Raw genomic sequence first — 25,024 nt, 5'->3', positions numbered from 1 at the left:
TGTCCTCCTTATTCCGGTATCAACTCATACAATTGACCGTATAGGCGGCCGTCGGTGAAAAATAAGCGGATGTAGTCGTCCTTGCCGATCTCAATGACAGGCAGCACATTCCGCCCCGGGGCAAATGGCTCGACGAATGGATATACCGTCCCATCCTCCTTGTTGGCGGGGTATCCGCCTTGTTTTTTCACGTAGCACAGCACGTCCTGGTCAACCGGAACCTCTGCCCTCACTTGGATTTGAACCGTCTTGTACTTTTTGAACAACCCGCTTTTTTGACGGATCGAAACATAAATTTTGGCCTTGCCCGTGCTCAGCACGATGCGGTTCGCGCCATCCGGCTGCAAGATGAGCCGCGTCTCGCCGCCCGTCATGATACAGGCGTATACCGTATATACGAGCCGCCCTATTCCTTCAATCCGATCGTAATAGCCGTTGTTGGCTTTATATTCATCTTTGGTATACAGCTTCAAGCCGGCGGCCGGCGGCTGTCCGTCCAGCCCTTCATCCGCGCCGGCCTTGTGAATGTAGACGGCCTGAACGCCGTCCGGCCACAGCCACCGCAGCGTGCAGCGGTCTTCATCAACGCCGTGAGTTAATCCGCGGATGACTGGAGCCGTTGAATCCGCTTCGATATACTGCATCTGTAATCGGCCTCCCCGAGACTAGAATCCTCTGCTGCTGCGGCTGTCCTGCTTCCGTTCCGCCACTCCGTCCGCGGCACGTCCAGCCGAGATCCGCCGGTGACGCTCTTCACGCGGCACATAACTCTCCTTGACCGGCACGATCAAGGTGAACAACGAGGTAACGCCCGCGAGCACCAGATCGGCGAGCAGGCGGCACAGACCGTCCGTGAACGGACGCCCGGTCAACCCCGCCTCCAGCAGCGCGCCGGCTATGAGACCGGCCACCGCTCCGCCGATGGCGAAGCTTCGCGCCAAGTAGCGGTTGTCGAACACCAAGCCGAGCGCCAGGCCGAGAGCCGCCCCGATAAGGGTGAGCGCCACGAGGCGCAGCGCCATGTAGTAACCGCTGTCCTGCACCGTTCCTGTGCGTTCCGTAACCAATGTACGGTCTCCGATGGTGCTGTAAATCGTATTGAAGACGAACGACAATTCGTCTGCTTTTGCAACATCATAGTACTGCCCGCCGGTAAGGCTTGCAATCTCCTTCAGCAGGATCGCTCCGTCTCCGTTGACAAGATTGAGTCCAATCGTGTTCACCGCAATGCTCCGCTGCCGGTACTCCGCCAGCGCTTGGCTTGTATTCAAGTCGCTGACGCCGTCCGACAGCAGCACAACCATCGTGCCTCGTCCCGCGTCCTCGTTGTCCTGAATCTGCTTCATCGCTTCGGAGAGAGCCAGTCCGATATCCGTCCCGCCTCCCAATGAATCGATTGCATCCATCTTGGCGTATATCGCGTCTTTCTCCGCTTGGCCTTTCACTTGCGTGAACGGCTGCAGCAGCTCGGCTCTATCGTCAAAAGCGATAACCGCAACGCGCTTGTCACTGTCCATCTCGGCAATCATGCGCTTTGCGGCTTCATATCTTTGATTGTGCGGATCGTTCTGCTGCATGCTTCCGGAATGATCAATGACGAGCGCAATGTCTTTGATCGGCTTAGATCCGCCGACGTCCAGTTGATACACGAATTCCAGCGCCAGTCCCGCCACGAACAGCATGACCAAGGTTGCCGGAACGAGCAGCTTCCAAGAAGCGCCTGCGTACCGCTGCCGCCAGGACGAACCGTTCAAGCGGGGAGATATCAGCTCGGCGATTAAGCAGAATAATCCGATAAAAAACGCGATGATGCCAAAGTAAAGGCCGACGACGACGATATTCGGCCACTCCCCGAGCAGGCTGTGCAGCAGCCATTCACCGCAGGCAAAGCCGACCGCGCCCCCGATTAAGCTGAACAGCAGCATGAGCATGTTCACTTTGCGATTCATATGGTCTGCCTCCTTTCATATGGAATTTAGAAGTTACAGTTCCGTCCGCTAGCCTTGTTCAGTCTGATGCCGCGTTGGCCCGGCCTTGATTTAGCCCGGCCTAGCCCGATGCAGCCCGATCACCGAAGCTCCGGCAGCAGCCCTGGATCAATGCCATGGAACTCATATCCGTTCTCAAGGTAGCTTTCGTAGTACACTTTGCCGTTCCGGTAATACATAATATCTTCGATATGGAATCCGCCCATAATGTTCAGCTTCTCGACGCCGCTGCTCCGTTGCTCATGCACGCAGCCAAGCTTGTATATGCGGGACGTATCGTCGGCGCTCAGCGCATAACCGATAAACTCGCTCGCAGCGTCTCCGAAAAAGTATTTCTCCTCATAGCGGTGTTCGTGCGTATAGTCCAACAGGCGGATGTTAATCCCTGCATGGTCCTCCAACGTTCGATACAGCTTCTTGAACAGCTCGTCCTTCGACAGCACCTCGCGGTTGCTGTAATCGATCGTCACGTTCGCCCGGCGCAGCAGTTCCTCCTCGAATGTCTGCTTGAACGGCTCAGCTGTCAAAATATGCTGTCTGCACACGGCAATCAGCCTCGCGGTGAAAGCTTCGATTCCTGACTCCAGGAGCTGCGCAATGCCGCCCATGTACCGCTCTTCGAAGAAGACGCCTTGGCCTCGCTTGGCTTCGATGTCCTGCATAATCGTTGCCGTGACACGCTCGTAATACTCCATTATGTTTTGGCCAATATAATCGTCGGCATGGCGAATGCTATCCAGCGCGGCTTCCCGCAGCGCATGCTCCAGCTTATTCAGCTGCTGCACCTGCTGCTTATAAACCGCGTGCAGCCGCTCCAGCTCGGCTTCATGACGCCGGTACAGCTGAAGCTCCGTCTCCATCCGCAAGAGCTCCAGCTTCCTGCGGTATACCGTATCGAAGAAGCTGCGCACGAAGCTGCGCACATTGTGCTTGTCCATCAATGGCAGGCGCTGGAACGATTGTTCCTCCACCCGCTCCTGATACACCTGTTCCAGTTCGGCCCGCGCCGAATCGAGCGCCCGCGCAAGATCGCGCATGCGGGCATGCAGATCCTTCCATACGCTCCCCGACTCGTTGGCTTCATTCGTCCATTCGCACACTTGATGAAATCCGACCTGGGCTTGCTCGGACATCCGCCTTTGAATCGTGCGGCTCAGCTCTTCCGCCGCATTTAGCTGCATCATATATTTCTCGGCTTCCTTGGCATAGTTGTCCTGGAAATAAACATGGCAGCCGCTTCCGAACAAGGCAGACTCCGCCTCCCGCAGCGTCATCCGCTTCAATTGGCCGAAGCTCACATCGTGAGTCATGATGCCGTTCATATCGCTGATTCTGCTGTCATCAGGCAAGGCATGAGCCACGCGGGCAGCCATCGCATTCGGATCCAGCCCGAAGAAGGCCAGCTTCTCCGCAGCGCTCCAGTCCGGTCCGCCTTCCATCCGCAAGACCAGCTCTCTGCAGAAATGGTACAGCACGGCAAGCGCAATAGATTGATTCGGGCGTTTTACTCTGGAGAAGCCAGCCGATACATAGCCTTGACGGCCCGTTTCGGTCATGATGTTATTTTTGAAGGACGTGTTGTTATAGCCGCTACTATTGAAGTCTTGACTCGAATCTTTTAGCTTGCGGTTTTTCAGCAAATTCATATGGCATATAATGTCGTAATTGTCGTCCATGTCATGGAAAGACGATATGCCGCGTTCATTTTTGTCCGACAGCACGTACACGAGATCGAACAAAGGCGAGGCGGAGTGCGTGACCGGAATCGAGATGCCGTCCTCCGTCACGTGCAAGCGGGCTGAAAATGCGTAATCCGCGCTCTGCATGTAGTCCAGCTCGCGCAGGAACGCGACGCCCACGGAGCTGGCATATCCGAATACCTCAACCTGTTCGCGTTCGCTAATCAGCGCATACAGATCCTTCTGCACCGACTTGAACGATTGGCTGAAGATGGCTTCGGCAAGCAGCGCGATTTCTGCAATGAACACATTAAGCGGGTCATCAACCCGCGTAATGACAGCCAGATGGATCCGATCGAAAGAAGCGTACAAACGGCCATACTCGGCAATATTGTGACTGACTTGGCGCAGGGCGCGGTTCAGCTCGAACAGGCTGCCTTCATTCTGGTACAGCTGCTGATATAGCTCTTTACGCATCGTCTTTCCTTTTTCTTTCCCTTGCTCTGCGCTGACAGGGAGCACAAGCCGGGTCACCTGCGGATGATTCGGATTGTGCTGCCGAGAACCGCCGGAGCGCGCGTCCGACCCGTCCCCCGCCGTGCCGGAGCCGGCTGCAGCCAGCGCGCCAGGCGCAGCGCCGTCACGCGCTACTGCGTGCACGTACATGACACCGGCGCTATTATCCCACTTGCGTTCATTAATCCGAATCATCGGTTCAATCGCATCCGCCGTCTTGTCTCCGACGAACAAGAACACGGTCGGATAATGGATGCTGCTCTGGCCGTCCCCTTGTCCAGTCAACCTTTCTTCTGCCATCGCATATTCGGATGCGAACCGTTCCACATATTCGTTCATCCGCTTACTTCAACTTTCTGCGAATCGCGTTAAGCTTCGTGGTCAGCTGCTTATAGAATTGATACGCATCTTCGCCATTCGTCAATTCGATCTTCTCATACTCCAAGCGTTCGCGCGCTTCCAGGAACGCCTCGTACAATTCATCCAGCTTCGTCAAGAGGGGAGTCACATCCTCCGAAGCGGTCAATTCCGCCGAACGGCGGGCCGCCTTGCGCAGCAGCGTGCTGCGCTGCTTCTCATTCAGCTTGCGGAAGCTCTCGAATACCTCGAATTCTACATAATCGCGGCTCTTCACCAGATTGGCGAACGGTTCCCAAGCTTCCTCCTCTGCGTCGCGGTCATAGACATAGAGCGCGCCCTTCTTGCAAATCGTTCCGGTGTAAAGCGCTTCGATGAACTGGTCCTGCCATTTCTCTTCATCTTGATGCTGCCCGATCAGCTCCTCGAATTCGGATGCCTTCGCGCGGATAGCGTCGTATTTGGCGAGCTCCTCGCGCATGCGCAAAATAAGCTCCGGCGAGCGAATGAGATTCTCCTTCGCCAGCTCTTCGCTAATGCTGCCGAATATATCCTTGGCTCCCTCTTGTTCCAATCCATCCTCGAGCATGCGCTTCAGATCAAGATAAGCCCGCTTCACCTCGCCCAGGTTCGGCTTGGCTGCCTGAAGCTGCAGATCATACGCATTCAGAACGCCATTCAAGTCAAACGGCTTCGTGAAGATGGCGGCATAGCGATTGCTCGTATTCTCATCCATGCCTTTTTCGATGATGACCTTGGACTGCAGCGCCTTGTCGAACTCCGCACGCACGCGGGAATTATACTTCTGCACGCGCGCGTTCATATAGGTATCGCCCCAAGACTTCTCCGGAATCGGAGACGGCAAGTACGTCCAGTTCACTTTGTCGGTCTGCACAAGATGGCGGCCGATGCCCTCTTTGTCGAGAATCGTCCGTTCATAGCTCTCCTCATATACCTTCAGCGGCGTATACACGAAGAGCGGCACCCCGTTGTGCGTGTTCAGCCAGAAGATGCGATTCTTCACTTCGCTCTCCTTCACCGTGAAGTTGGACTTGCCGACCGCATTGTTCTGGTAGTTGCGAATGCCTTTCAAAATGCTCGGGGCTTTCACCGGAACAGACACGAAGCCCCAGCGCGGGAAATGCAGGTTGCCGGAGCTGTTGCTCAGGTGGAACACGGGCACCGCTTCTCCATCCAGCTTGCTTGCGATGCTGCGTTCAACGAACTTGTCGATCGACTCGTCGTTGCCGAATTTCATCACAAGGAACTCTTCCATCGATTGCGTAATCAAGTCTCCGAACTTGTCCGACAGGAAGTCGGAAATCGAGCTGACGATATCAAGCTCCTGCTCCTTAATCCACTGGTTCGAGCGGTTTAACAGCTCCATGGAGAAATCGCGGATCAGATCGTCCACTTCCTTCTGCTCCATGATGTTGCTAATGACCTTCGAGATGTCCGGCACGCTGACGATATTCCAGTAGTAAGTGCGGTTGCCTTTATGATCGGCCTGCTCCTCGCCATTGATCAGGATGTCGCCGTTCTTCTCGAAAATAGCGTTCAACGCGTTCAAAATTTCGGTAAATACGCTATAAATGCGGTTGTTCTCCCGGTTCAGCAGCTCATGCAGATCCTCATAAAATTCGATCATCTGCTCCGTGCGCTCGACGTCGGCATGCAGCCAATATTCGTTGATTTTGGCCTCGATGTAGTTGTTCTTCTTCTTATCCTTGGAAATAAACGCGCTCTTCGCGTCGCCGAGCCTATCGTTCGCCTGCTCCTGCGCCGACTCAATGTCGCGCGGAATCCGGTGCAGATTCTCGCGCAGCGTCTCGATATAGGAGAGCAGCATCTTCAGGAGACAGAAGCCCTTCTCCGTGTAGATGAGGCGCGATACATAGAATGGCCCCTGCTCCGGATGAAGGAACATTCTGCGGATCTGGTCCGTGAATTGCCCGACGATCTCGCCCGGCAGTTGCTTCTTCGCCTTGATATATTCTTCGCGGGCCCGTGCCAGGAAGCTCTGCTCCAGCTCGGTATCCATGTTCACGACCTGCATTTTGATGACATTGTGATAGCTTAAGCGTTCGCTGTTCTCATAACCCGGCAGCGGCTCGGGAACACGCGATTCGAACGTCTTCACCATCGTGTCGAGATCGATGCCCAGCTTGCGCGCGAACTTCTCGACATCCTCCTGGCTTGGCGCCTTCTCGAACATTTTCTCCATCTTGTTGAACAAGCGATAGCCCAGATACGTTGTCATCTCTTCAATCGGCAGCACCGCCGAAGAGGCTCCGATAATGTTGTACTCGTAGTTGGCCGGATACGCCTTGTTCATCTGTGCGATGTTCGTCCGGATGTTGCTGATATAGTCGTGAATCGCGAATTCCTCGCCGGACTGCTTCTCCTCGCTCGCCATGAAGTTCGTAATGTTCTCCGCCGTGACGTTCATGCAATAATCATAAGCGTTCTCGAGCAGCTTGCCTTCCGTATTCGTCGCCGAGATGAGATGGCATAGATTGAACGGCGGCAGCGGCGAATTAACCGTCAAAATGTTGCCGTACTTCTGCCGGAACCGTTCGCCGCGGCTGTCGACATTCATCCAATAGTCGAGCTCTTTAAGCGCGGCATAGCCGTTCTTCTTGACATATTCGCGCGTATGCTCGCTCAAGCTTTTGTTCGCCAAGTTCACATCCGGCGTGAACAAATAGCCGAGCGTATTGACGCGATCGATGCCTGCAGAGCCGTGATCGCGCTCGATGATGCCCCGCACGATGTACGAGATGTCGAGGAAGCAGCCGCTCCCCGTGCCGCCGGACAAGCCAGACAGCAGGAACACCATCAGCTTTTTGTTCGTGCCGACGGACAGCGTCTTGATTTTTTTGTCAATCGATTGCACGACTTGGTTGATCTTCGTGAACAGCAGCAGCCGTCCCGCCTGGCGGACGCCGGCCGCGCCGTTCATCCCGTCGGTGATGCTCAGCTCGGGCGACAGCCATTCGGTAATGTACGGCTCCAGAATGCTGCGGTTCTGCAGCAATCCGCCGATTTCCGCATTCGACAGCAGCACGAATTCATTGAGCGGATCGAGTCCGATTCCTTTATATTTTTTGTTGCGATCCTGTTCGTTCGTCTCGAACGCCAGGAACTCCACATTGTCCGGCTTCTCGCGCTTCTTCTTCGAAATCGGGTCCTCAGGCAGCTTGAAGCGGCGGTTAATCTGATATTTCAAGCGCAGCAGCGCGTCAATCCCGGTGCCGCCGAGCCCGATAATGAGAATCGGATTGTCGATCGTTTCAACCCGAATCTTATCGCTGACGATTCCTCCGCCGAGCGACACGTCCAACTGCTGAATATGTTCTCTTACTATCGGTTTCATTATGGTTCCCCCTATACGAGATATTCGATCAATACCGTTTTGTCGACGCTGCTTAACGGTACGGCAATCCGGTCGCCGGTCTTCAATTCCAGGCCGCTGCTCGCGTCCACTGCTCGTCCGGATTTCTCAATCGTGACTGCCGATCCGTTTTTCAGCAGGACGCGGTCGCCCTTGCTCGGCACAAACACGATCGTTTCGGTTTCCTTCAGCTCAGGCGCCAGCTGCAGCAGCTGATGGAGCGTGAATTTGCCCTTAAAGGCCGTCAGCTTTTTATACTGCGGGTATGTCTTCTCCCCCGTGTTCTCGTCGCGTACTTCAAGCACCATCTGGCCAACGAAGCCGCGCGTCGCCTTCTTCACGGCCGCCATAATGAAATAGGCCGCGGCGGCAATCGCCGCCAGCACGATAGCTCCGATGACTACGGGCCATACCGGGAAAGGCTTCTTCTCTTCAGCCGAGCCTGCCGCAGTGGTGCCGCCCGCTCCACCGGGCTTCGCGCTCACATTGACCGGCTTCGTCTCCCGGTAGAAGCTTTTCTCTTCCGCCCGCACCTTCAACTCATATTCATGCTTATCCTCAATCTCATAAGCGCCCTTGAAGCGATCCCCAAGATTGTCAAGCGGAATTTCCTTCGTAGCCCCTGTGTCGAGATCCTTCACGGTCAATACGGCATTCATATTTTGATAGAGCGCATTGTTCTGCAGCTTCTGGCCGTTGCTCGTCAGGTACGAGCTGATTTCGATTTTGTCGCCCTTCTTGTAGGCTTGCGCCGGCAGCGGATCCATCGCCAGCTCCAGATCATAGTTAAAGACGAGATTGATATCGATTTTGTCTTTGGCTACCCCTTTGACTTGCAGCTTCCAGTCGCCCTGAACCGGCTGGATCAGCTTGATGAGCGAATAGCTCTTGGAGCGGGACAACTGCGCGTCATCCGCGGGAATGGCTGCTTCCTTGCCTGACGGATCGAATAATTTTACATCAATCGGCTTGGACGACATAAGGGAGATGTTCGCCTCCATGACGTTGGCGTTCGGCACATTCACGATGACATCTTGATAGCTGCCGTTGGCCGTAATCGATTGGATCGGCACGATCTTCAGCTTCAAATGACTGGCGAAGATTTCACTTAAGATTTGCGGCAGCTCGTCCGCCGACGCCGTCACGAATGATTTGCCGCCCGTCTGCTTCGACAGCTCCGCCAGCGCGTCCTTGTTCAGCTGTCCATCGGCATTCAGCCCGATCGTATAGATCGGAATGCCTTTCTTTTGGGCATCGGCTACGGCCTCGTTGAGCTCTTGGTCAGACTGCTCCTGCGTCCGGCTTCCGTTTTTATTCAAATAATTGTTGCCGTCAGCGAGCAGCACAATCATCGGTTCATGCGCCGGATCGGCACCGTGCTGCAGCACCTTGACCGCTTCCTTCACGCCTACGGCAATGTCCGTGTAAGGGCCGCGGTTCAACTGATCGATGAACTGCTTCAAATCCTGCTTGTCCGCATCGGATTGAATTTCCAGCAAGGCTTTCTCGCGTTCTATTTTATCGGTATAAGCGACAATCCCGACTTTGTCGCCCGCTGCCGACAACATGTCGATGAACATCTTCATCGCCTCATTGCCGATCTTGTCCTTATCGCTTGTATCCATCGAGTTGCTCACGTCCACGACGAGGACGGAGTCGATTTTGGACGATTGCTGAGCCGCATGCGCTGCGGGAGGTTGCCCTGTCAACGGCAGCAATAATATAGATAGAGTCAACAACATAATAAAAGCGAAATGATTTCTACGAAGCATAGTTGCACTCCTTTATGAAAAAATGTGTAATGATAGGTATAAAGTCTAATAGACGGATCGGTACTATATGTTTATACCTCATAATTCTTAATATTATATGAAGATTTTCTGAATAAAAAATTTCCTTCCCCGTCATAAGTCTCCCTGATATGACAATTTATTTACTAATTCTACCACGATTCGCCCGTTATGATATAATCATTGTCTATAAGTGCATGTTCAAAAAGTGAATTTTTCCATACCCTCTATAGCAAAAGGAAGGATTTTCATATGTTAGCTTACGGATGTTTGGGTATTTTGTTTCTATTTGTCGCCGTCAAATCGATACTGTACTGGGTCCGCCGCAAGTCGACGCCCTCCCATGCCGATATCGATCAGACCTTGTTGACGATACTAAATGGCGAAAGCGGTCCATCATGATGAAAAAGATACCCGTGTTTTTTAGACCCTATCATACAACGAGATACGCCTATCAAAAGTTAAGGGTGTGCAAACATTGTCAAACCTTTACGGTGTTAGCGGAGGAGGAATGCCCGTCATGCGGGAAATCCTCCATCATCCCGGTCGAACGGCAGGCGGAGGCGGAAGTGAGCCGAGCGGGCATCGCCACGCTGCTCATCTCCGCGCTCATTGCGCTTGCAGGCGTGCTGCTGGGCGATGGCCCCTTGCAGATGGCGCTCTGCGGAGCCGCCGGACTTCTGTTCGTATCGCTCCTCTGGCTCATGCAGCGGCGGATGAAGCCGTTCGCAGTGAACCGGGCGCTCGATAAGCTGCTGCAGCGCGAGCGGGAACGAATCGGGCAGGATGTGTACCGCGACTGGGAAACCGCCTTTTCCAACTGGGATACGGACAAGCAGCTAACCTATGAGCTGCTGCGCGAGCTCGGCACGCTGCTTCATAATGATACGATTCGGCTGCAGCAGGTCGCGCTGCTCCATTTTTTCGCGCTGCGCAAAGATATGGACTTAGTGCTGGAGCCGCTGCTCATCAGCCAGTATGATCCGCTGCTGGCAGATTACATCGGCGAAATAGCGAAAATTAAACGCGATTTGATTAAAGACAAAACGTTTCAATATGTCATCAATCATGAAGTTGAAATTCTCGGACTCGATAACGGGCAAGACATTCTCGCCGGGGCGGCCGGAGCGGCCGTGCGCATGAAGCGCTACGTGCAGGCTTATCCAGGATTGGTGCGGCGTTACGCGCATCGGCTGCCCAAAGATCGGTTCCTCCGCCTGTACCGGATGATTCAACAGTATCCGAACGAAGACTGGAGCCGCTTGGCCGCAGAAGTGAACCGCATCTATCATGAAAAGTATGAATGGGATCCCGTTTTTCAGACAACGGCCGCAAGAAGCTCAACCATATGACGTTGCAATGAACCTCGAACCCGTGAAAATTGTTCTTTATTTTGCGCGCTGCGGCGTGGTAATGATTGGGTTCAGCATTCGGGACGGATTTATGGCCCAGACATCGATGTCAAAGCAGTCCACAGGGCTGCTTTGACGCCATCTGTTTTACATCCGGCACAAAGCCCGTTTTTTCCCCGGTCATGGACCCTGGTTTTTATTTGTTGAAGCTCGATGAGCAAAATTTTGAAAAGAAATTTATTTCTGCCCATGTGCCGCGGCGCGCCACACCTCCTCGCCTCCCCGCTTATTCCAGCATTCGACTTTCGAGCGAAACTTTTCCGGCAAACAAGCGTTAAATATATATTCACATGTCCCATATGTTAAAAATCGACTATAATGAAGGAGTGGAAACATGAATGCATACATCTCAAAAAGCTTTAAAGCAATCGCGATAGGAACGGCGCTGTCTTGGCAGCTATTTGCCTTCGGACCGACCGCGGACGCAGCAGGCAGTTCCAGCCACAGTCTCAACTTAACGGAAAATAGCAGCAGCATGAACTACAATGGCCAGACGATCAAAGCCGATCAGCCAGTTACCCAAAAAAAGGACAGAGCCTATGTCCCTCTGAAGAGCATCGCGCAGGTGTACGGCTTCTCGCTCTCCTATGATGCAGAGACAAAAGATGCAATAGTTACGAAAGATGACGTGTCTATCCGCTTCACACCGAATACGAAGAACATCGACGTCAACGGCTCTGCCGTCACTTCGGCGGGCGTTCTATACATTCAGAAAGGCAGCCTGATGGTTCCGCTGCGCACATGGGCCGATCTGACGGACAGCAAGCTGAGCGCATCCGAAGCAGGCTATAGCTTGTCCTGGAGCTCGGGCCCCGAGACCCATTCCGCGCCCGTGGCCGATTTCTCGACGGATAAGACCGTCTACAAGATGGGCGAGAACATTCGTTACGAGGACCACAGTCATGACGAGGACGGCGAGATTGTGAAGAGAACGTGGACCGGCAAGGCGTCTGCCTTCTTCGAACCGCGCGATCACGAGATCACGCTGGAAGTGGAGAACAAGCATGGCTTGACCCACTCGGTCACCAAGACGGTGTCGGTAACGGATGAAATCTTGTACACACCTGAGGAGCACGGCCTGCTCTTCACGCCGCCGGGAAGCAAAATCTCGGTGGAAAACTATGGCGTGCTGGGCTATGAGCAGGTTACATACAACGCCATTTCCAATCCGATGACGTTCGTGCGCAGCAACAGCCCCGAGCATCTGTACGGAGAGGAAGGCATCGGCTACCAGGATAAGCTGACCGGCGACTTCCGGATTAACATTCACAACCAGAACCGGTCGCAGAAGGAGCTGTCGGTATATTTGCTGGCGACGAACCACGGCACGGCAGATGCAAATGTCACCTTGAAATCGTTCGGGATGGGCGGACCGACGAAATACGTATCTACGAGCGGAAAAACAGCCGTATCGCGATTTCTCGGATCCTTGACCGTGTCCGAGCCTGTGAATGCATTCAAGGTGCCGGCAGGCGAGACGGCCATCGTGCTGCCCGATATTAGCAAGGTGACCCTCAAGCCGGGCTTGACCATGACGTCATATTCGGAGTTTCATACCGATCAGGAGATTGAATTTTCCGTTGTCATTCTCGATCCAGAGAAGGACCCTATCGCCTCTCTGCCGCAGCTGAGCCACTTGGAACGGGACGGCAGGCATGTGCGGGGCACGTTCCCGCAAGGCAACCGGTCGCTGGAGATAAGCGGCACGCTTGGAGAGAAGCCGCAGCGGATTATTATCGGAGACGATAACAACGATGATTTCGTAATCGGTGAAGACCGCATTACAGGGCAGGAAGAACGAAACATCGGCAATACGGGCGTACTGTACAGTACGCAAATCAAAGTCGCCCCCCGGACCGTCATCGCCTTGAATGCGCGCGGCGGACACTATGCCGGAGCCTTTCTGGTTAACGGCAAGGTGGTCAATATGACGGAGGAAAGCATCTTGATCAATCCGGAAGAAGCCGGCGTGCTGTACCGCACCGGCAACAAGGAAGAAACGGTCCAAATTTCATTCGTTCTCGCCTCTGGCAGCAATCTGCCGATCCATATGGTGTTTTTGCCGATGCCGGATGCGAAGGAATAAGTCAGTGATGACAAGAAGAATCGGATGAACGATATGTCAAGACGCTTCCTGTGACAAGGGGCGTCTTGTCGGCGTTTACCCGATAAGGAAAATGGCAGCATATGTCGAAAAGGAGTCTGTCCGATGACTAGAGAGACGATATTATTGGTAGACGACGAGAAAGAAATTGCAGAACTCATCGAAATTTATTTAAAAAACGAAGGGTATCAACTCTTGAAAGCAAGCAACGGATTGGTGGCTCTGGAGCTGTTGCAGAACCATTCGGTCGATTTGATTATTTTGGACGTCATGATGCCGCACATGGACGGCATTCAGGCATGCATGAAAATACGCGAGCAAAACACCATCCCGATCATTATGTTGTCCGCCAAAAGCCAAGACATCGATAAGATCGCGGGACTCAGCATCGGAGCGGATGACTATGTGGCGAAGCCGTTCAACCCGCTCGTCCTGATGGCGCGGGTGAAATCCCAGCTGCGCAGGTACAAGCAATTCAACACCAGACGTCTCCCGAACGAGAACGAGATTCAAATCGACGACCTGGTTATCAATATCGCCACCCATTCCGTAACGGTGGACGATACCCCCGTGAAGCTGACGCCGCGGGAATTCTCCATCCTGAAGCTATTGGCAATGAACCGCGGCATCGTGCTCAGCATGGAGAAAATTTATCAGGAAGTATGGAACGAACCGTTCATGGAATCGAAAAATACCGTCATGGTCCATATTCGCAAAATCCGTGAAAAAATCGAAAAGGACAACCAGAGTCCGAAATATATTAAGACGGTATGGGGCATCGGCTATAAGATGGATTCTTAACTAGCGCGTGATCATAAGAGGACTATTTGAACAACTTCTGAACAGGGAGGTGCCGGAATGGAAAAAAACAAACTGATTTATACGGTCCGGTGGAAGTTCCTGCTCGTGTTCGTCGCAAGTCTGGCCGGCACGGCTCTCTTTCTATTGCTTGGCCGCTTGTTGTCTACGTATATGCTCGCTTTCAGGCCTTTCAACATTCCGATTAAGTGGGTCGTGAACAACATCGGCTCTACCCCGGTCTTCATCGTGACCGGCATCGTATTGTTCCTTTTCTTTTATTTTGTGTTGAGCCGTTCCATTATCGCTTACATCGAGCAGATCAACCACGGATTGCGGGAAATTTCCAACGGACATTTCGATTATACCATTCCAATCAAAACTTCGGATGAGCTTGGCATGATCGCCGGCCAAGTCAATGTGATGGCAGAGGAGTTGAACAGCTATTTGCAGGAAATTACGTTTGGCCTGCAAGAAATAGCGAAGGGACAGTTCGTGCATGCCATACCGGTCAAGCCCGATCACGATCTAGGCTTGGTCGCGGACAGCATCAATCAAATGAGCGCCCAGTTAAGCCATTCCATCCAGGAAGAACGAAATGCCGAAAAGACGAAAAATGATCTCATTACCGGCGTATCGCACGATTTACGGACGCCGCTGACCTCCATCCTCGGCTTCTTGGAGCTCATTGAAAACGATCGCTATAAGGATGAGATCGAGCTGCGCTATTACGTCAACATCGCTTACGAGAAAGCGTTGAGCTTGAAAAAATTGATAGACGATCTGTTCGAGTATACACGCATCAACAACGGCTTTCCGCTTGAAATTGCCGAATTGGACATGGAGGGCTTCATCAGGCAGTTAATCGAAGAGTTCGTGCCCAGCTTGGAACGCGCAGAGATGACCTGCCGCATTCATGCGGCGGATCAGCCTTTCAAGATCGCCGCCGACGGAGACAGACTCGTTCGCGCCTACGAGAATCTGATATCTAATGCAATAAAATATGGCAACAAAAGCAAATACATCGACATTTTTATCGGTGAAGAAAGAGATGAGACGTTTGTCAAAATTACAAATTACGGAGAGCCGATTTCGGAGAGAGACCTGCCATTCATATTTGACCGCTTCTACCGGGTAGAACAATCCCGCTCGAAGGAAACAGGCGGCACCGGTCTCGGGCTCGCGATTACGAAAAGCATTATCGAGGTGCATGGCGGTAAAATATCCGTATATAGCGACGAACGACAGACAACGTTCGAAACGAGGTTCCCTCTTCCCGGAGCTCACGCTGTTTGAAGGTGATTCATACACCTTTAAGGGCGTGAGCTCTTTTTTAATCTTTTGCTAAGCAAATGCTAAGAATTGCTGTACGGATTCGTTAAGATCACTCCCTTATACTTCGCTAAATAGCAAACAAAGAGGGAGTAGTGAAGTCTTGTGAGAGAAAAGCTGTCCGAAGTGCAACTCGTCCGAGCCATGGCGATTCTCGGGGTTCTGTGCGTGCACTCAACATCGTTCGCAACGCTTGCCATGAAGGAATCCAACTTTTATTTCCTGTATAACTTTTTCAACATTTTCACAAAGATAGGGACACCGACATTTCTGTTTCTGAGCAGCTTCGTTCTGTTCTACAATTATGCTTCGCGTCCGTTGGACAAACGCCTTATCGCCAATTTCTACAAAAAAAGATTGAAGTACATTATCGTTCCGTACTGCCTATTTTCCGTGTTTTATTTCGTTCTGCTGCACGTTATTCATTATCGTGATCGCTCCTTGGAAGAATCGATGATGAAGTTCATTATGCAGCTGGCGACGGGGAAAGCATATACGCATTTGTATTTCGTCTTTATCAGTATCCAGTTCTATCTGCTGTTTCCATTGTTCCTGTGGCTGTTCCAGCGCAAGCCTGTCATCGCCAAGTGGAGCGTTCCGCTCGGGTTGGCCTTGCAGTGGACGTTCATTCTGCTGAACAAATACGCTCTCCAAGTACCCAATAAGGGAAGCTGGTCATTATCCTACATGTCTTACTTCATGCTAGGCGCATTTATAGGCATCTACTATCCGAAGCTGAAAGCCTGGCTCATCGTTAGCCGGGAGAACGCGAACACCGCCCGCGTGGCGTCATGGATAGCGCTATGGTCTATCGGATTGGCAGCCGGTCTGGGACATGTATATATTTGGCATAGCACCCGTTTGCTCGGCATTCAATATAATTCGCTCTTGTACGAGCTGTTGTGGAATGTGCATACGTATGCGTTTGCCTTAATCGCGTTTCAAGCGGCGCATCTGCTGCACCGGCATGGATGGGCCTGGCTTACTCAGTGGATGAACCGGCTCGGAGAACTCTCGTTCGGCATCTATCTCATTCATCCGTTCTTTTTGCTCGTGTACCGAATGTTTCCACCGCACACTTCCATATCGCAACTCCATCATCTGTGGTACGCAGGAGGCTTCCTGTTTGCGCTCGTGTGCTCGTGGATTATCGTTGCCTTGACTGTACGGGTATTGCCCCACTCCTGGCTCCTGTTCGGGAATGTTCCCGCGCGGAAGCCGCAGCGGCCCATTACGGTTGCCGCAAGCGGTCATTAATCCGGCATTGGATTCGTATCATTCAATTTATTCCGATCCCCCTTCCAGGGATTACATAGCTCCGGCTCGCCATTCAATGGGAGGCCGGAGTTTTTGCCGGGGGAGGGGAATATATTAACAATATCTTAACAACATTTGGATTTATTTCGAAATTGATAAGCTATCTTTAAGTTTTGGGACACGAATTTATTAAGATCTCCCTTCTACACTTGCTAACAGTAAGGAATATGTAAAGGAGCTTATCCGATGTCCAGAGAAACCATATTGTTGGTAGATGACGAGAATGAAATTGTGGAGTTGATCGAGATTTATTTGAAGAACGAGGGGTACGAGCTGCTGAAAACGAACAATGGATTGGCCGCATTGGAGCTGCTTCAAAAACATCCGATCGATCTCATTATTTTGGACGTCATGATGCCGCAGATGGATGGCATTCAGACATGCATGAAAATACGGGAGCAAAACACGACCCCGATCATTATGCTGTCCGCCAAAAGCCGGGATATCGATAAAATTGCCGGACTCAGCGTTGGAGCGGACGATTATGTAACTAAGCCGTTCAATCCGCTCGTCCTGATGGCGAAGGTGAAATCCCAACTGCGCAGGCACAATCAGTTCAATCCAAGACGTCTTCCGGATGAGAACGAGATCCAAATCGGCGGTTTGAACATCAATATATCCACCCACTCCGTAACCGTGGACGGCAACCCCGTAAGGCTGACGCCGCGCGAGTTCGCCATCCTGAAGATATTGGCGCAGAATCACGGCATCGTGATGAGCATGGAGAAAATTTATCAAGAAGTGTGGAACGAGCCGTTTATGGAGTCAAAAAATACCGTTATGGTCCACATTCGCAAGCTCCGTGAAAAAATCGAAAAGGACAGCCAAAGCCCAAAATATATTAAGACGGTATGGGGTATCGGCTACAAGTTGGAATAAAGGATTGCATAACTCCGTTCCGCCTAGTGCGGATGAGGAGTTTTTTATTGCCGCATTCATTAACAAATTCTTAAGATAAACACGATTTATTTGTCTAATGATAAGCAATCGTTAAGGAATGAGGTACGTATTCGTTAAGATCCTCCTTTTACACTCCTATATAGAAGTTGTTCAAAAAGTCCTCTTTTGATCACGAAGCATCTCAAGAGGTAAGTCGACATCGAATCTTGCACTCACCCTTGAAGTCCGGTGCTCGTGTAGTCTCGCCTACACTCCGCTCCTCCTTCTTCGGGTTCTTACAACCTTCTCGGTGCTGAAAAGTGTCCTTTTTGAACACGCGTCATATAGAAGAAACACTAGAGGAGGATTCATCCATGAAGGTTCACCTTCCCCGTTCATTCAAAGCTATACTTGTATGTCTGCCGTTATTGTATCTGCTGACTGGTTGTGTGCAGAACGATACCGTCCAAGCCATCTCCGTTGTGGTAGATGGGAAAGAAATAAAAGATTCCGCGGCCGTCACGATGGATAATGGACAATTGATGGCCTCGGCTTCCTTCATTAAGAATGCGCTTGGCATGAGCGTGGATGCCGCTAGTCCAACCGCCTCCACGGCAACCTATTATTCGGATCAGGTAGCAGTGCTCATGTATCATGATATCGTAGATAAGCCGGAAAAGCCTCATATGCTGCCCGTGCAGCAATTCGAGAGCCAGATGGAGCTGTTCAAGACGAACGGCTTCAACGTCATCAGCATGGACGACTATGTCAACTTCATGACGAAAGGGGCAGCGATTCCGGATAACGCCATCTTGCTTACGTTCGACGACGGGTATGAGAGCTTTTATACTCACGCCTTTCCTATTTTGAAAAAATACAACTATACCGCCACCAATTTTGTCATCGTATCCTTCATCGACAACCGTGAAGGACGCCCTAAATTGACCTGGGATCAGATGCGGGAAATGAAAAAAGAGGGCATGAGCTTCTACAGCCATACGTATAATTCCCACAAATACGGTCCGATCAATGCCAATGGGAAAACAAAGCCGATGCTGACTCGCCATCTGTACTTGACTGATAAAAAACGGTTGGAGAGCGATGAAGAATATATCGGCCGCATTACGGGCGATTTGGCGACAGCGGAGAAACGACTGCACCAAGAGCTCGGCAACACGCAGGGCATCATCGCATTTCCTTACGGCGCTTTCAACAAGGATGTGATGGGCGTCATGAAATCCCTTAAGATCGATCTCTCCTTTACCATCAAGAAGGGGATGACGACGCGGAAGGACAAAAATGCGTTCCGCTTCGATGCGGGAAACAGCAAGCAGTCGCCGGAGGACTTGATTAAGCTGCTCAAAAAACAAGGAAAAGGGCAGGACGCCGGCAATCGTTCGAACGTTCCTCTGAACGTTACGATCGACGGCAAGGAGGTCATCTTCACGAAGAAGACACCAAGCATGAAAGGGAACGAGGTTATGGTTCCATTGCGTGAATTCTGCACGTTATACGATATTCGAATTGAATGGAACAACAAGCAAAAAAGGGTTACGCTTTCGACTTCCCCGGCTCCGAATGCCTAGCGGATACCCTCGTCCCAATTTGGGTCATAGTCAATCTTAACCGGGTTTCTCGCCAGCATGACGCAGCCATCCAAGGCTGCGTCTTTTTTGGCATAATAAACGGAGAACAGGAGCCTCGAAGCGATCCGAAGCATCACCGTTCTCCGTTCAACCTGCCAATCGCTATACCTTAAAACGCGCCACATGCGCCTGCAGATCTTCCGCCATCTGGGCAAGCGCCGTGGACGAGGAGCTGACCTGCTCCATTGCGGCAAGCTGTTCTTCGGTTGCGGCAGACACATTTTGCGTCCCTTCCGCCGATTGCTCAGCTACCGCCGTAATTTGCTGTACCCGGTTGACCGCTTGGTCCGTATCCTGGGACATCTGATGCGCATAGACACTTACGTTCTGAATTTGATCTGCGACCTGACGGATCGCCTGCAAAATCTGTTCGAAATAATCCCCAGCCTGTTGAACCACATCGATTCCGACCGCCACTTCCTTCGTTCCCTGCTCCATCGATTGCACGGCTTGATTCGTCTCCGATTGAATCGCATCAATCAAGGTTGCGATTTGCTGCGCGGATTGCGCCGTCTGTTCGGACAGATTCTTCACTTCGCCGGCAACGACAGCGAATCCGCGGCCTTGTTCGCCAGCCCGTGCCGCTTCGATCGACGCGTTGAGCGCGAGCAGGTTCGTTTGCGAGGCAACGCCGTGAATGACCTGTGCGATGTTGTCAATCTCGGCGGATCGATGCCCGAGGCGTTTCACGATTTCCGCCAGTTGCTGCACCGTATCATGAATGGCGCCCATCTGCTTCGTCATCGATTCCATCGATTGATGGCCTTCTTGCGCGCTATCGGAGGCATTCCCCGCTGAATCGGCGACCTGACGGGCGTTCAAGGCTATTTGCTGCACGCCTACCGACACATCGTGAATGGACTGCACACTATTTTCAACGTTGCGCACTTGCTGCTCCGTGCCATCTGCAACTTCCTGAATCGTAACGGCAATATGCTCGGTCGCCTTGCTCGTATGCTCCGCATTGGCGGAGAGCTCTTCGGCGGACACAGCCACCTGCTGCGCCGTGGCGTTAATTTCCATTATAAAGTTGCGCAATTGCTCTACCATCTTGTTGACCGCCTGAGACAACATCCCTACCTCATCCTTGGAACGGACAGCCAGCGGTTCAACGGTTAATTCGCCAATCGATACCTGCTCCGCTACAACGGCCACTTTAGCAATAGGTCTTGTAATGCTGCGGGAAAGGATGATTGCGATGATCATGACCAATATAGTGACGAAGAGCATGATGACCGTCACATTGATCTTCATTGAAGATACTGCCGAGGTTATAGAGCTTTCCGGGATATGCAGATAAAGGCCATAGCCTGTAGCCTGAATCGGAGAATAGGCCACTACGTAGGATTCGCCGCTATCTGCATAATGGTAAGATGCAGCCTCTTTCTCCTGCTTCTGCAAAATGCCGCCCAAATCCGAAGCAAGCTCAAGTTCGCTCACTTTTTTGCCGATCCATTCCTTGTTCGGATGCAGCTGAATCTGTCCGCGATTGTCGACTACAATCGGATACACCGCTCCGTTATCGATGTACAGATCCTTCAGAAAGCGATCGGTGAACGCCTCGAAGTTAATGAGCCCGGTCAGCACTCCGATCACGTTCTCTTCCTTCCCTTTGACCGGCGAGGCGACAATAATCGAGCGCTTGCCCGTAGTCTTCGCCAAGATAACGTCCGTATAGCTTGATTTGCCTTTCAATCCGTCCTGGAAAAAAGGACGCTCGGACAAGTCGATGCCGACACTGTCCGGGAACGTATCCGCAACGACGATGCCGTCCGGACCGATATACGTGTTGCCGTCAAACACATTCGCACTCTTCGTAAATTGCCCAATAAACTCAGCCTTCGCCGCTTGATCAGTAGAGCGAATGTCTGTAGTAAGGGACAAAATATCCATTTGCGACATTCGCTCCGTTAACCATTGGTTCATAATAAGCGACGTGCTCGAAACTAATTTGACGTATGATTCTGTTTGTTTGTCTACCAACTGCTTCGAGCTGAACTGAAATAAATAAAGGGAGGTCAGCAACAGCGGAATTAATGCGACAATGAGAAACCACGCCGCCAGCTTGTTCCCCAGCTTCCCTGTAAACCGTGATACCAACCCGTTTCTATACATCGCTTTATTGAGAAACGGCTCCAACTTTCCCATCGGTGTCATCTCCATTCCTTACCTCTAGCGCCTGCCATTACGCAACGACGGCAGCAGACTGCCGGTGCTCGCCCGGCAGTCTTCCGTCTCTTGCGTCAATCTATTAATAGCCCAACGCCGCTCCTTCTCCCCGCGGATCGGCGCCGCCGAATTTGACGTTGGTGTCCGGATTAATCATAATAATGCCCGATTGGCCAACCGTATCCGTATAGTCGGCAACCGGCTGCACCGGATGGCCGCGTTTTACAAGTTCGTCCCGCACCGCCTGCGGCACGCGCCCTTCCATCTTCAGATCGTTCGACGATGATCCCCAATTGCGGCCGTGCAGCCATCGCGGCGCTTCGATCGCATCCTGTACCGTAAATCCGAAGTCTACAACCCGAGTGACAAGCGCCGTCTGCGTCTGCGGCTGCCCTTCGCCGCCCTGCGTGCCATACAGCATGTAAGGCTTGTTCCCTTTTAAGAGCATCGCCGGATTCAGCGTATGGAAGGTGCGTTTTTTAGGTTCCAGCTTGTTAATGTGAGTCGGGTCCAAGGAGAAGAAGCTGCCCCGATTCTGCAAAATAACGCCGGTATCCTTGGCAACGACGCCTGCACCGTAGTCAAAGTAATGGCTCTGAATCAAAGATACGGCGTTGCCGTCCTTATCCACGAAGCCGAGCCATACCGTATCCCCTTTTGGATCAAGCGGCTTGACGGATTCTGCTGCTTTTTTCATATCAATACGGGCAGCCATGTCTTTGCCGTGCTGCTTAGACAGCAGCTGGTCAAGCGGAATGTCGACGAAATCAGGGTCTGTCAGCCATTTGTCCCGATCGGCAAACGCCTGCTTCGTCGCCTCTACGATGACATGATAGTAATCTGCTGTCCCTTCGCCCATGCTTTTCAAGTCAAAATGATTCAAAATGTTGAGGATGGACAAAGAAGCCATGCCCTGTGAGTTCGGTGGGACGTTGTAAGCTGTATACCCGCGATAATCGACAGAAATCGGCTTGACCCAATCCGCTTTGTGCCCGGCAAAATCCTTTTTCGTCAAGACGCCGCCATTCGCCTGAATGTCCTTCACGATTTTGTCGGCGATTTCACCTTTGTAGAAGGCGTCCGCCCCTTTGTCCGCAATCGTCTGCAATGTATTGGCCAGGTCCTTCTGCACCATGACTTCCCCCGGTTTATACGCCTCTCCGTTCGGCTTCAGGAAGATGTTGCGGAAGCTTTCGAACCGCTGCAGATTTTTCAATTCCTTGTCGCTCGTATCCAGATTCAGCTTCGTCCAGTACTCCTGGTTCGGCGTTACCGGATACCCATGCTCCGCATATCCAATGGCCCGCTCCAGCACTTTGTCCCATGGCAAATGGCGGTCCATCGACTTTTTGGCGTACTCATAGGCTTCTCCCCAGCCGGATACCGCTCCGGGAACGGTATTGGCCGCAAGATATCCGCGCGATGGAATTTTGTCATACCCTTTATTTTTATAAAAATCGATGGTGACGTTCTCCCCCGAACGCCCGCTCGCGTTCAGCGCCTTCACTTCTTTCGTCTTGGCGTTGTAGATTAGCCAGAAGCTGTCCCCGCCGATGCTCGTATAGTGCGGATAGACGACGGCGAGCGTAGATGCGGCCGCAATGGCGGCGTCCACGGCGTTGCCCCCATCCTCAAGCGCCTGCAGAGCCGCCGCAGATGCCAAATAGTGAGGCGTAGTTACCATTCCGTTCTGGGCCATCGTCGTCGGACGGTTTGCCGCGCCGGCTGCTGAGAAGGAAGTTACGAAGAGCAGACAAGACATTAGCAACATAGACCACTTTTTAAAGGTAAACCGCATGATAACGTCGTTCCCCTTCCATCGTGCGCATATTGTGGAATCAAAAAATAAAAAAGACGACCTAGACATTGAATCATATAGATCTGTTCATATATTCATATACATAATATTGAAAATTACCGTCTTGCACGAAATTTATCATTCAGAAGCGGCCGCTCCTTCACTTTCTTTTATCGGTCGTTGCAGTGAAATTATGTATATTGCATGCCTCACATTTCCAAGATTGTCATATATCTCGGGTAAAGGATGTCATGAATGTTCCCTGTGTGCAGCGGCATTGCATGTTCAGACTGACGATGGGGGCTTCATCCGGCACTTTGCTTCATTATCCCCTTTCATCAGAAGGAGGCGCCGGCCTGTCATTGGAAAGCATCCATTGGTAATTCGCATGTTAAGCAGAAAGCGTACAATCCACTGTAAAAATTCCAGTCAAATCAGCCCTGCGCCAGTGAAGCAGCCGAGTGTAAGGTCATTTGACTGTGCAGTTTCCAATGGAAGCTTCCTTTCGAGGCTCAACCTCACCAATCTAATGTACGAAATCCAACAGATAAGGCGCAGCAGCATAACACGCGCAAAAGCATGAGGCATTCGTCTACAAATGATCATTAGATGTTTTCTTTCCTGATTGTAGGGGAGAATGCACATAAGCGCATGAAACATAACCCTCTCACCGAGCGCCGCCACATCACATTTTCGTTTGAAGAGAAAGAAAGGCGCCATCTGAATGATGGGGAGAGTGAAGCCATACAAAAAAGAGGCCTTGCGGGCCCCTTCCTCCATTTATGTATTCATTCTGCGGTCAAATGTCTCGAGCATATCTTTGGCAATGCGATGGACAAGCTTCACGTCGTCCGGTTCCCTGCCCCTAAGCAGCTTGACATGCAGTTCAAGTGTGCCGGCGATGCCGAGACGCTCCGCGTTTACGTTAGCTGTATCGAACGCGAAGAAATCCTCAATGCTTACGTCAAGCGCCCGAATCATCCGCTCCAGCGAGTCCAACGAAATATTAATGCTGCCGCGCTCAGCGCCTCCAATGTAGGAAGCCTTCATTCCGCATTTGTCTCCGAGATCGGCTTGGGTATATCCTTTCAACTTGCGCAGCTGTCGAATCCGATGCCCTAAAAATATTTTCAAGTCCGCCATTCCGTTCACCTCATCCTAAGCATATAAGAAAGCTATCGCGATCAAAATACCATTATGAATGCCATTATTACATTTAATATATATAAGTTCCATTATTTCCGTATAGAAGTAATATATGTCTTCGAGGCGACTTAAAACGCACTAAAGCATGAATCATTGCTCTACAATTGAGCACATAGCGCTTCTGCGCAGATTTCGCCGTACGCATGCCCCAAGCCCAGCTGCACGCCAATACCAAAAAGAGGCCTTGCGCGGGCCTCTTACCTCTATCTAATGTTTCATTCTGCGGTCAAATGTCTCGAGCATATCTTTGGCAATGCGATGGACAAGCTTCACGTCGCCCGGTTCCCTGCCTTTGAGCAGCTTCACATGCAGCTCAAGTGTGCCGGCGATACCGAGACGTCCGGCATCTACATTGGCTGTATCGAACGCGAAGAAATCCTCGATGCTTACGTCAAGCGCCCGAATCATCCGTTCTAGCGAATCTAGCGAAATATTAATGCTGCCGCGCTCGGCACCTCCGATGTAGGAAGCCTTCATTCCGCATTTGTCTCCAAGCTCCGCTTGGGTATATCCTTTCAGCTTGCGCAGCTGTCGAATCCGATACCCTAAAAATACTTTCAAGTCCGCCATTCCGTTCACCTCATCCTTAGCATATAAGAAAGCTATCGCGATCAAAACACCATTATGAATGCTATTATT

The 25,024-nt window shown here is 51.8% G+C and carries 18 protein-coding genes; 8 read left to right on the top strand and 10 right to left on the bottom strand.

Going from position 1 to position 25,024, the window contains the following annotated elements; translation table 11 throughout:
• Nucleotides 1-8 precede the first annotated feature (8 nt).
• The 5 genes from JSQ80_RS15965 to JSQ80_RS15945 form a co-directional block, all read right to left on the bottom strand.
• Nucleotides 9-644: a beta-mannanase gene (locus tag JSQ80_RS15965; RefSeq protein WP_206095997.1), complete on the bottom strand. Its 636-nt coding sequence runs from the start codon at nt 642-644 to the stop codon at nt 9-11.
• A gap of 21 nt (nt 645-665) precedes the next feature.
• The gene (locus JSQ80_RS15960) at nt 666-1,949 is read right to left on the bottom strand and encodes a vWA domain-containing protein (protein ID WP_206095996.1); all 1,284 of its coding nucleotides are present in this window, start codon (nt 1,947-1,949) and stop codon (nt 666-668) included.
• 119 nt (nt 1,950-2,068) lie between these two features.
• Nucleotides 2,069-4,522, bottom strand: a complete 2,454-nt coding sequence (locus JSQ80_RS15955) for a transcription initiation factor TFIID (RefSeq protein ID WP_206095995.1) — start codon at nt 4,520-4,522, stop codon at nt 2,069-2,071.
• Between the two features lie 4 nt (nt 4,523-4,526).
• Nucleotides 4,527-7,916, bottom strand: a complete 3,390-nt coding sequence (locus JSQ80_RS15950) for a tubulin-like doman-containing protein (RefSeq protein ID WP_206095994.1) — start codon at nt 7,914-7,916, stop codon at nt 4,527-4,529.
• A gap of 11 nt (nt 7,917-7,927) precedes the next feature.
• The gene (locus JSQ80_RS15945; protein ID WP_206095993.1) at nt 7,928-9,706 is read right to left on the bottom strand and encodes a VWA domain-containing protein; all 1,779 of its coding nucleotides are present in this window, start codon (nt 9,704-9,706) and stop codon (nt 7,928-7,930) included.
• Between the two features lie 270 nt (nt 9,707-9,976).
• Between JSQ80_RS15945 and JSQ80_RS15940 the strand changes: the two genes are divergently transcribed.
• From JSQ80_RS15940 to JSQ80_RS15905, 8 genes are all read left to right on the top strand, one after another.
• The gene (locus JSQ80_RS15940) at nt 9,977-10,126 is read left to right on the top strand and encodes a hypothetical protein (protein ID WP_206095992.1); all 150 of its coding nucleotides are present in this window, start codon (nt 9,977-9,979) and stop codon (nt 10,124-10,126) included.
• Entirely contained in the window at nt 10,123-11,076 is a 954-nt protein-coding gene (locus tag JSQ80_RS15935) for an FmdB family zinc ribbon protein (protein ID WP_240463685.1), read from the top strand. The genes JSQ80_RS15940 and JSQ80_RS15935 overlap by 4 nt, the downstream gene beginning before the upstream one ends.
• A 394-nt stretch (nt 11,077-11,470) precedes the next feature.
• Nucleotides 11,471-13,222 carry a copper amine oxidase N-terminal domain-containing protein gene (locus JSQ80_RS15930; protein ID WP_206095991.1) on the top strand — a complete coding sequence of 584 codons (1,752 nt, stop codon included), beginning with the start codon at nt 11,471-11,473 and terminating at the stop codon, nt 13,220-13,222.
• A gap of 123 nt (nt 13,223-13,345) precedes the next feature.
• On the top strand, nt 13,346-14,041 hold the full coding sequence (locus JSQ80_RS15925) for a response regulator transcription factor (RefSeq protein ID WP_206095990.1): 696 nt from the start codon (nt 13,346-13,348) through the stop codon (nt 14,039-14,041).
• A 57-nt stretch (nt 14,042-14,098) separates the two neighbouring features.
• Nucleotides 14,099-15,334, top strand: coding sequence for a sensor histidine kinase (locus JSQ80_RS15920; protein WP_087435064.1), 1,236 nt, complete (start codon nt 14,099-14,101; stop codon nt 15,332-15,334).
• A gap of 141 nt (nt 15,335-15,475) precedes the next feature.
• The gene (locus JSQ80_RS15915) at nt 15,476-16,627 is read left to right on the top strand and encodes an acyltransferase (RefSeq protein ID WP_336245750.1); all 1,152 of its coding nucleotides are present in this window, start codon (nt 15,476-15,478) and stop codon (nt 16,625-16,627) included.
• Between the two features lie 246 nt (nt 16,628-16,873).
• Nucleotides 16,874-17,566 carry a response regulator transcription factor gene (locus JSQ80_RS15910; protein WP_087435065.1) on the top strand — a complete coding sequence of 231 codons (693 nt, stop codon included), beginning with the start codon at nt 16,874-16,876 and terminating at the stop codon, nt 17,564-17,566.
• A 374-nt stretch (nt 17,567-17,940) separates the two neighbouring features.
• A complete protein-coding gene (locus JSQ80_RS15905) occupies nt 17,941-19,152 on the top strand; it encodes a polysaccharide deacetylase family protein (protein ID WP_206095989.1) in 1,212 nt (403 codons plus the stop codon).
• Here the strand turns inward: JSQ80_RS15905 and JSQ80_RS15900 are convergent.
• The 5 genes from JSQ80_RS15900 to JSQ80_RS15880 all read right to left on the bottom strand — a co-directional run bounded on the left by JSQ80_RS15900 (nt 19,149) and on the right by JSQ80_RS15880 (nt 24,955).
• Nucleotides 19,149-19,286 carry a hypothetical protein gene (locus JSQ80_RS15900; RefSeq protein ID WP_176392905.1) on the bottom strand — a complete coding sequence of 46 codons (138 nt, stop codon included), beginning with the start codon at nt 19,284-19,286 and terminating at the stop codon, nt 19,149-19,151. The genes JSQ80_RS15905 and JSQ80_RS15900 overlap by 4 nt on opposite strands.
• 28 nt (nt 19,287-19,314) lie before the next feature.
• A complete protein-coding gene (locus JSQ80_RS15895) occupies nt 19,315-21,360 on the bottom strand; it encodes a methyl-accepting chemotaxis protein (RefSeq protein WP_240463684.1) in 2,046 nt (681 codons plus the stop codon).
• Between the two features lie 103 nt (nt 21,361-21,463).
• Nucleotides 21,464-23,179, bottom strand: a complete 1,716-nt coding sequence (ggt, locus tag JSQ80_RS15890) for a gamma-glutamyltransferase (RefSeq protein WP_206095988.1) — start codon at nt 23,177-23,179, stop codon at nt 21,464-21,466.
• A gap of 780 nt (nt 23,180-23,959) precedes the next feature.
• The gene (locus tag JSQ80_RS15885) at nt 23,960-24,322 is read right to left on the bottom strand and encodes a helix-turn-helix domain-containing protein (RefSeq protein WP_087435068.1); all 363 of its coding nucleotides are present in this window, start codon (nt 24,320-24,322) and stop codon (nt 23,960-23,962) included.
• A 270-nt stretch (nt 24,323-24,592) separates the two neighbouring features.
• The gene (locus JSQ80_RS15880; RefSeq protein WP_087435069.1) at nt 24,593-24,955 is read right to left on the bottom strand and encodes a helix-turn-helix domain-containing protein; all 363 of its coding nucleotides are present in this window, start codon (nt 24,953-24,955) and stop codon (nt 24,593-24,595) included.
• Between the last annotated feature and the right edge of the window lie 69 nt (nt 24,956-25,024).

The sequence above is a fragment of the Paenibacillus apiarius genome (assembly GCF_017052585.1).
Taxonomy (GTDB): Bacteria; Bacillota; Bacilli; order Paenibacillales; family Paenibacillaceae; genus Paenibacillus_B; species Paenibacillus_B apiarius.
The sequence above is the reverse complement of the archived record's forward strand: the minus strand, read 5'-3'. Positions and strand labels throughout refer to the sequence as shown.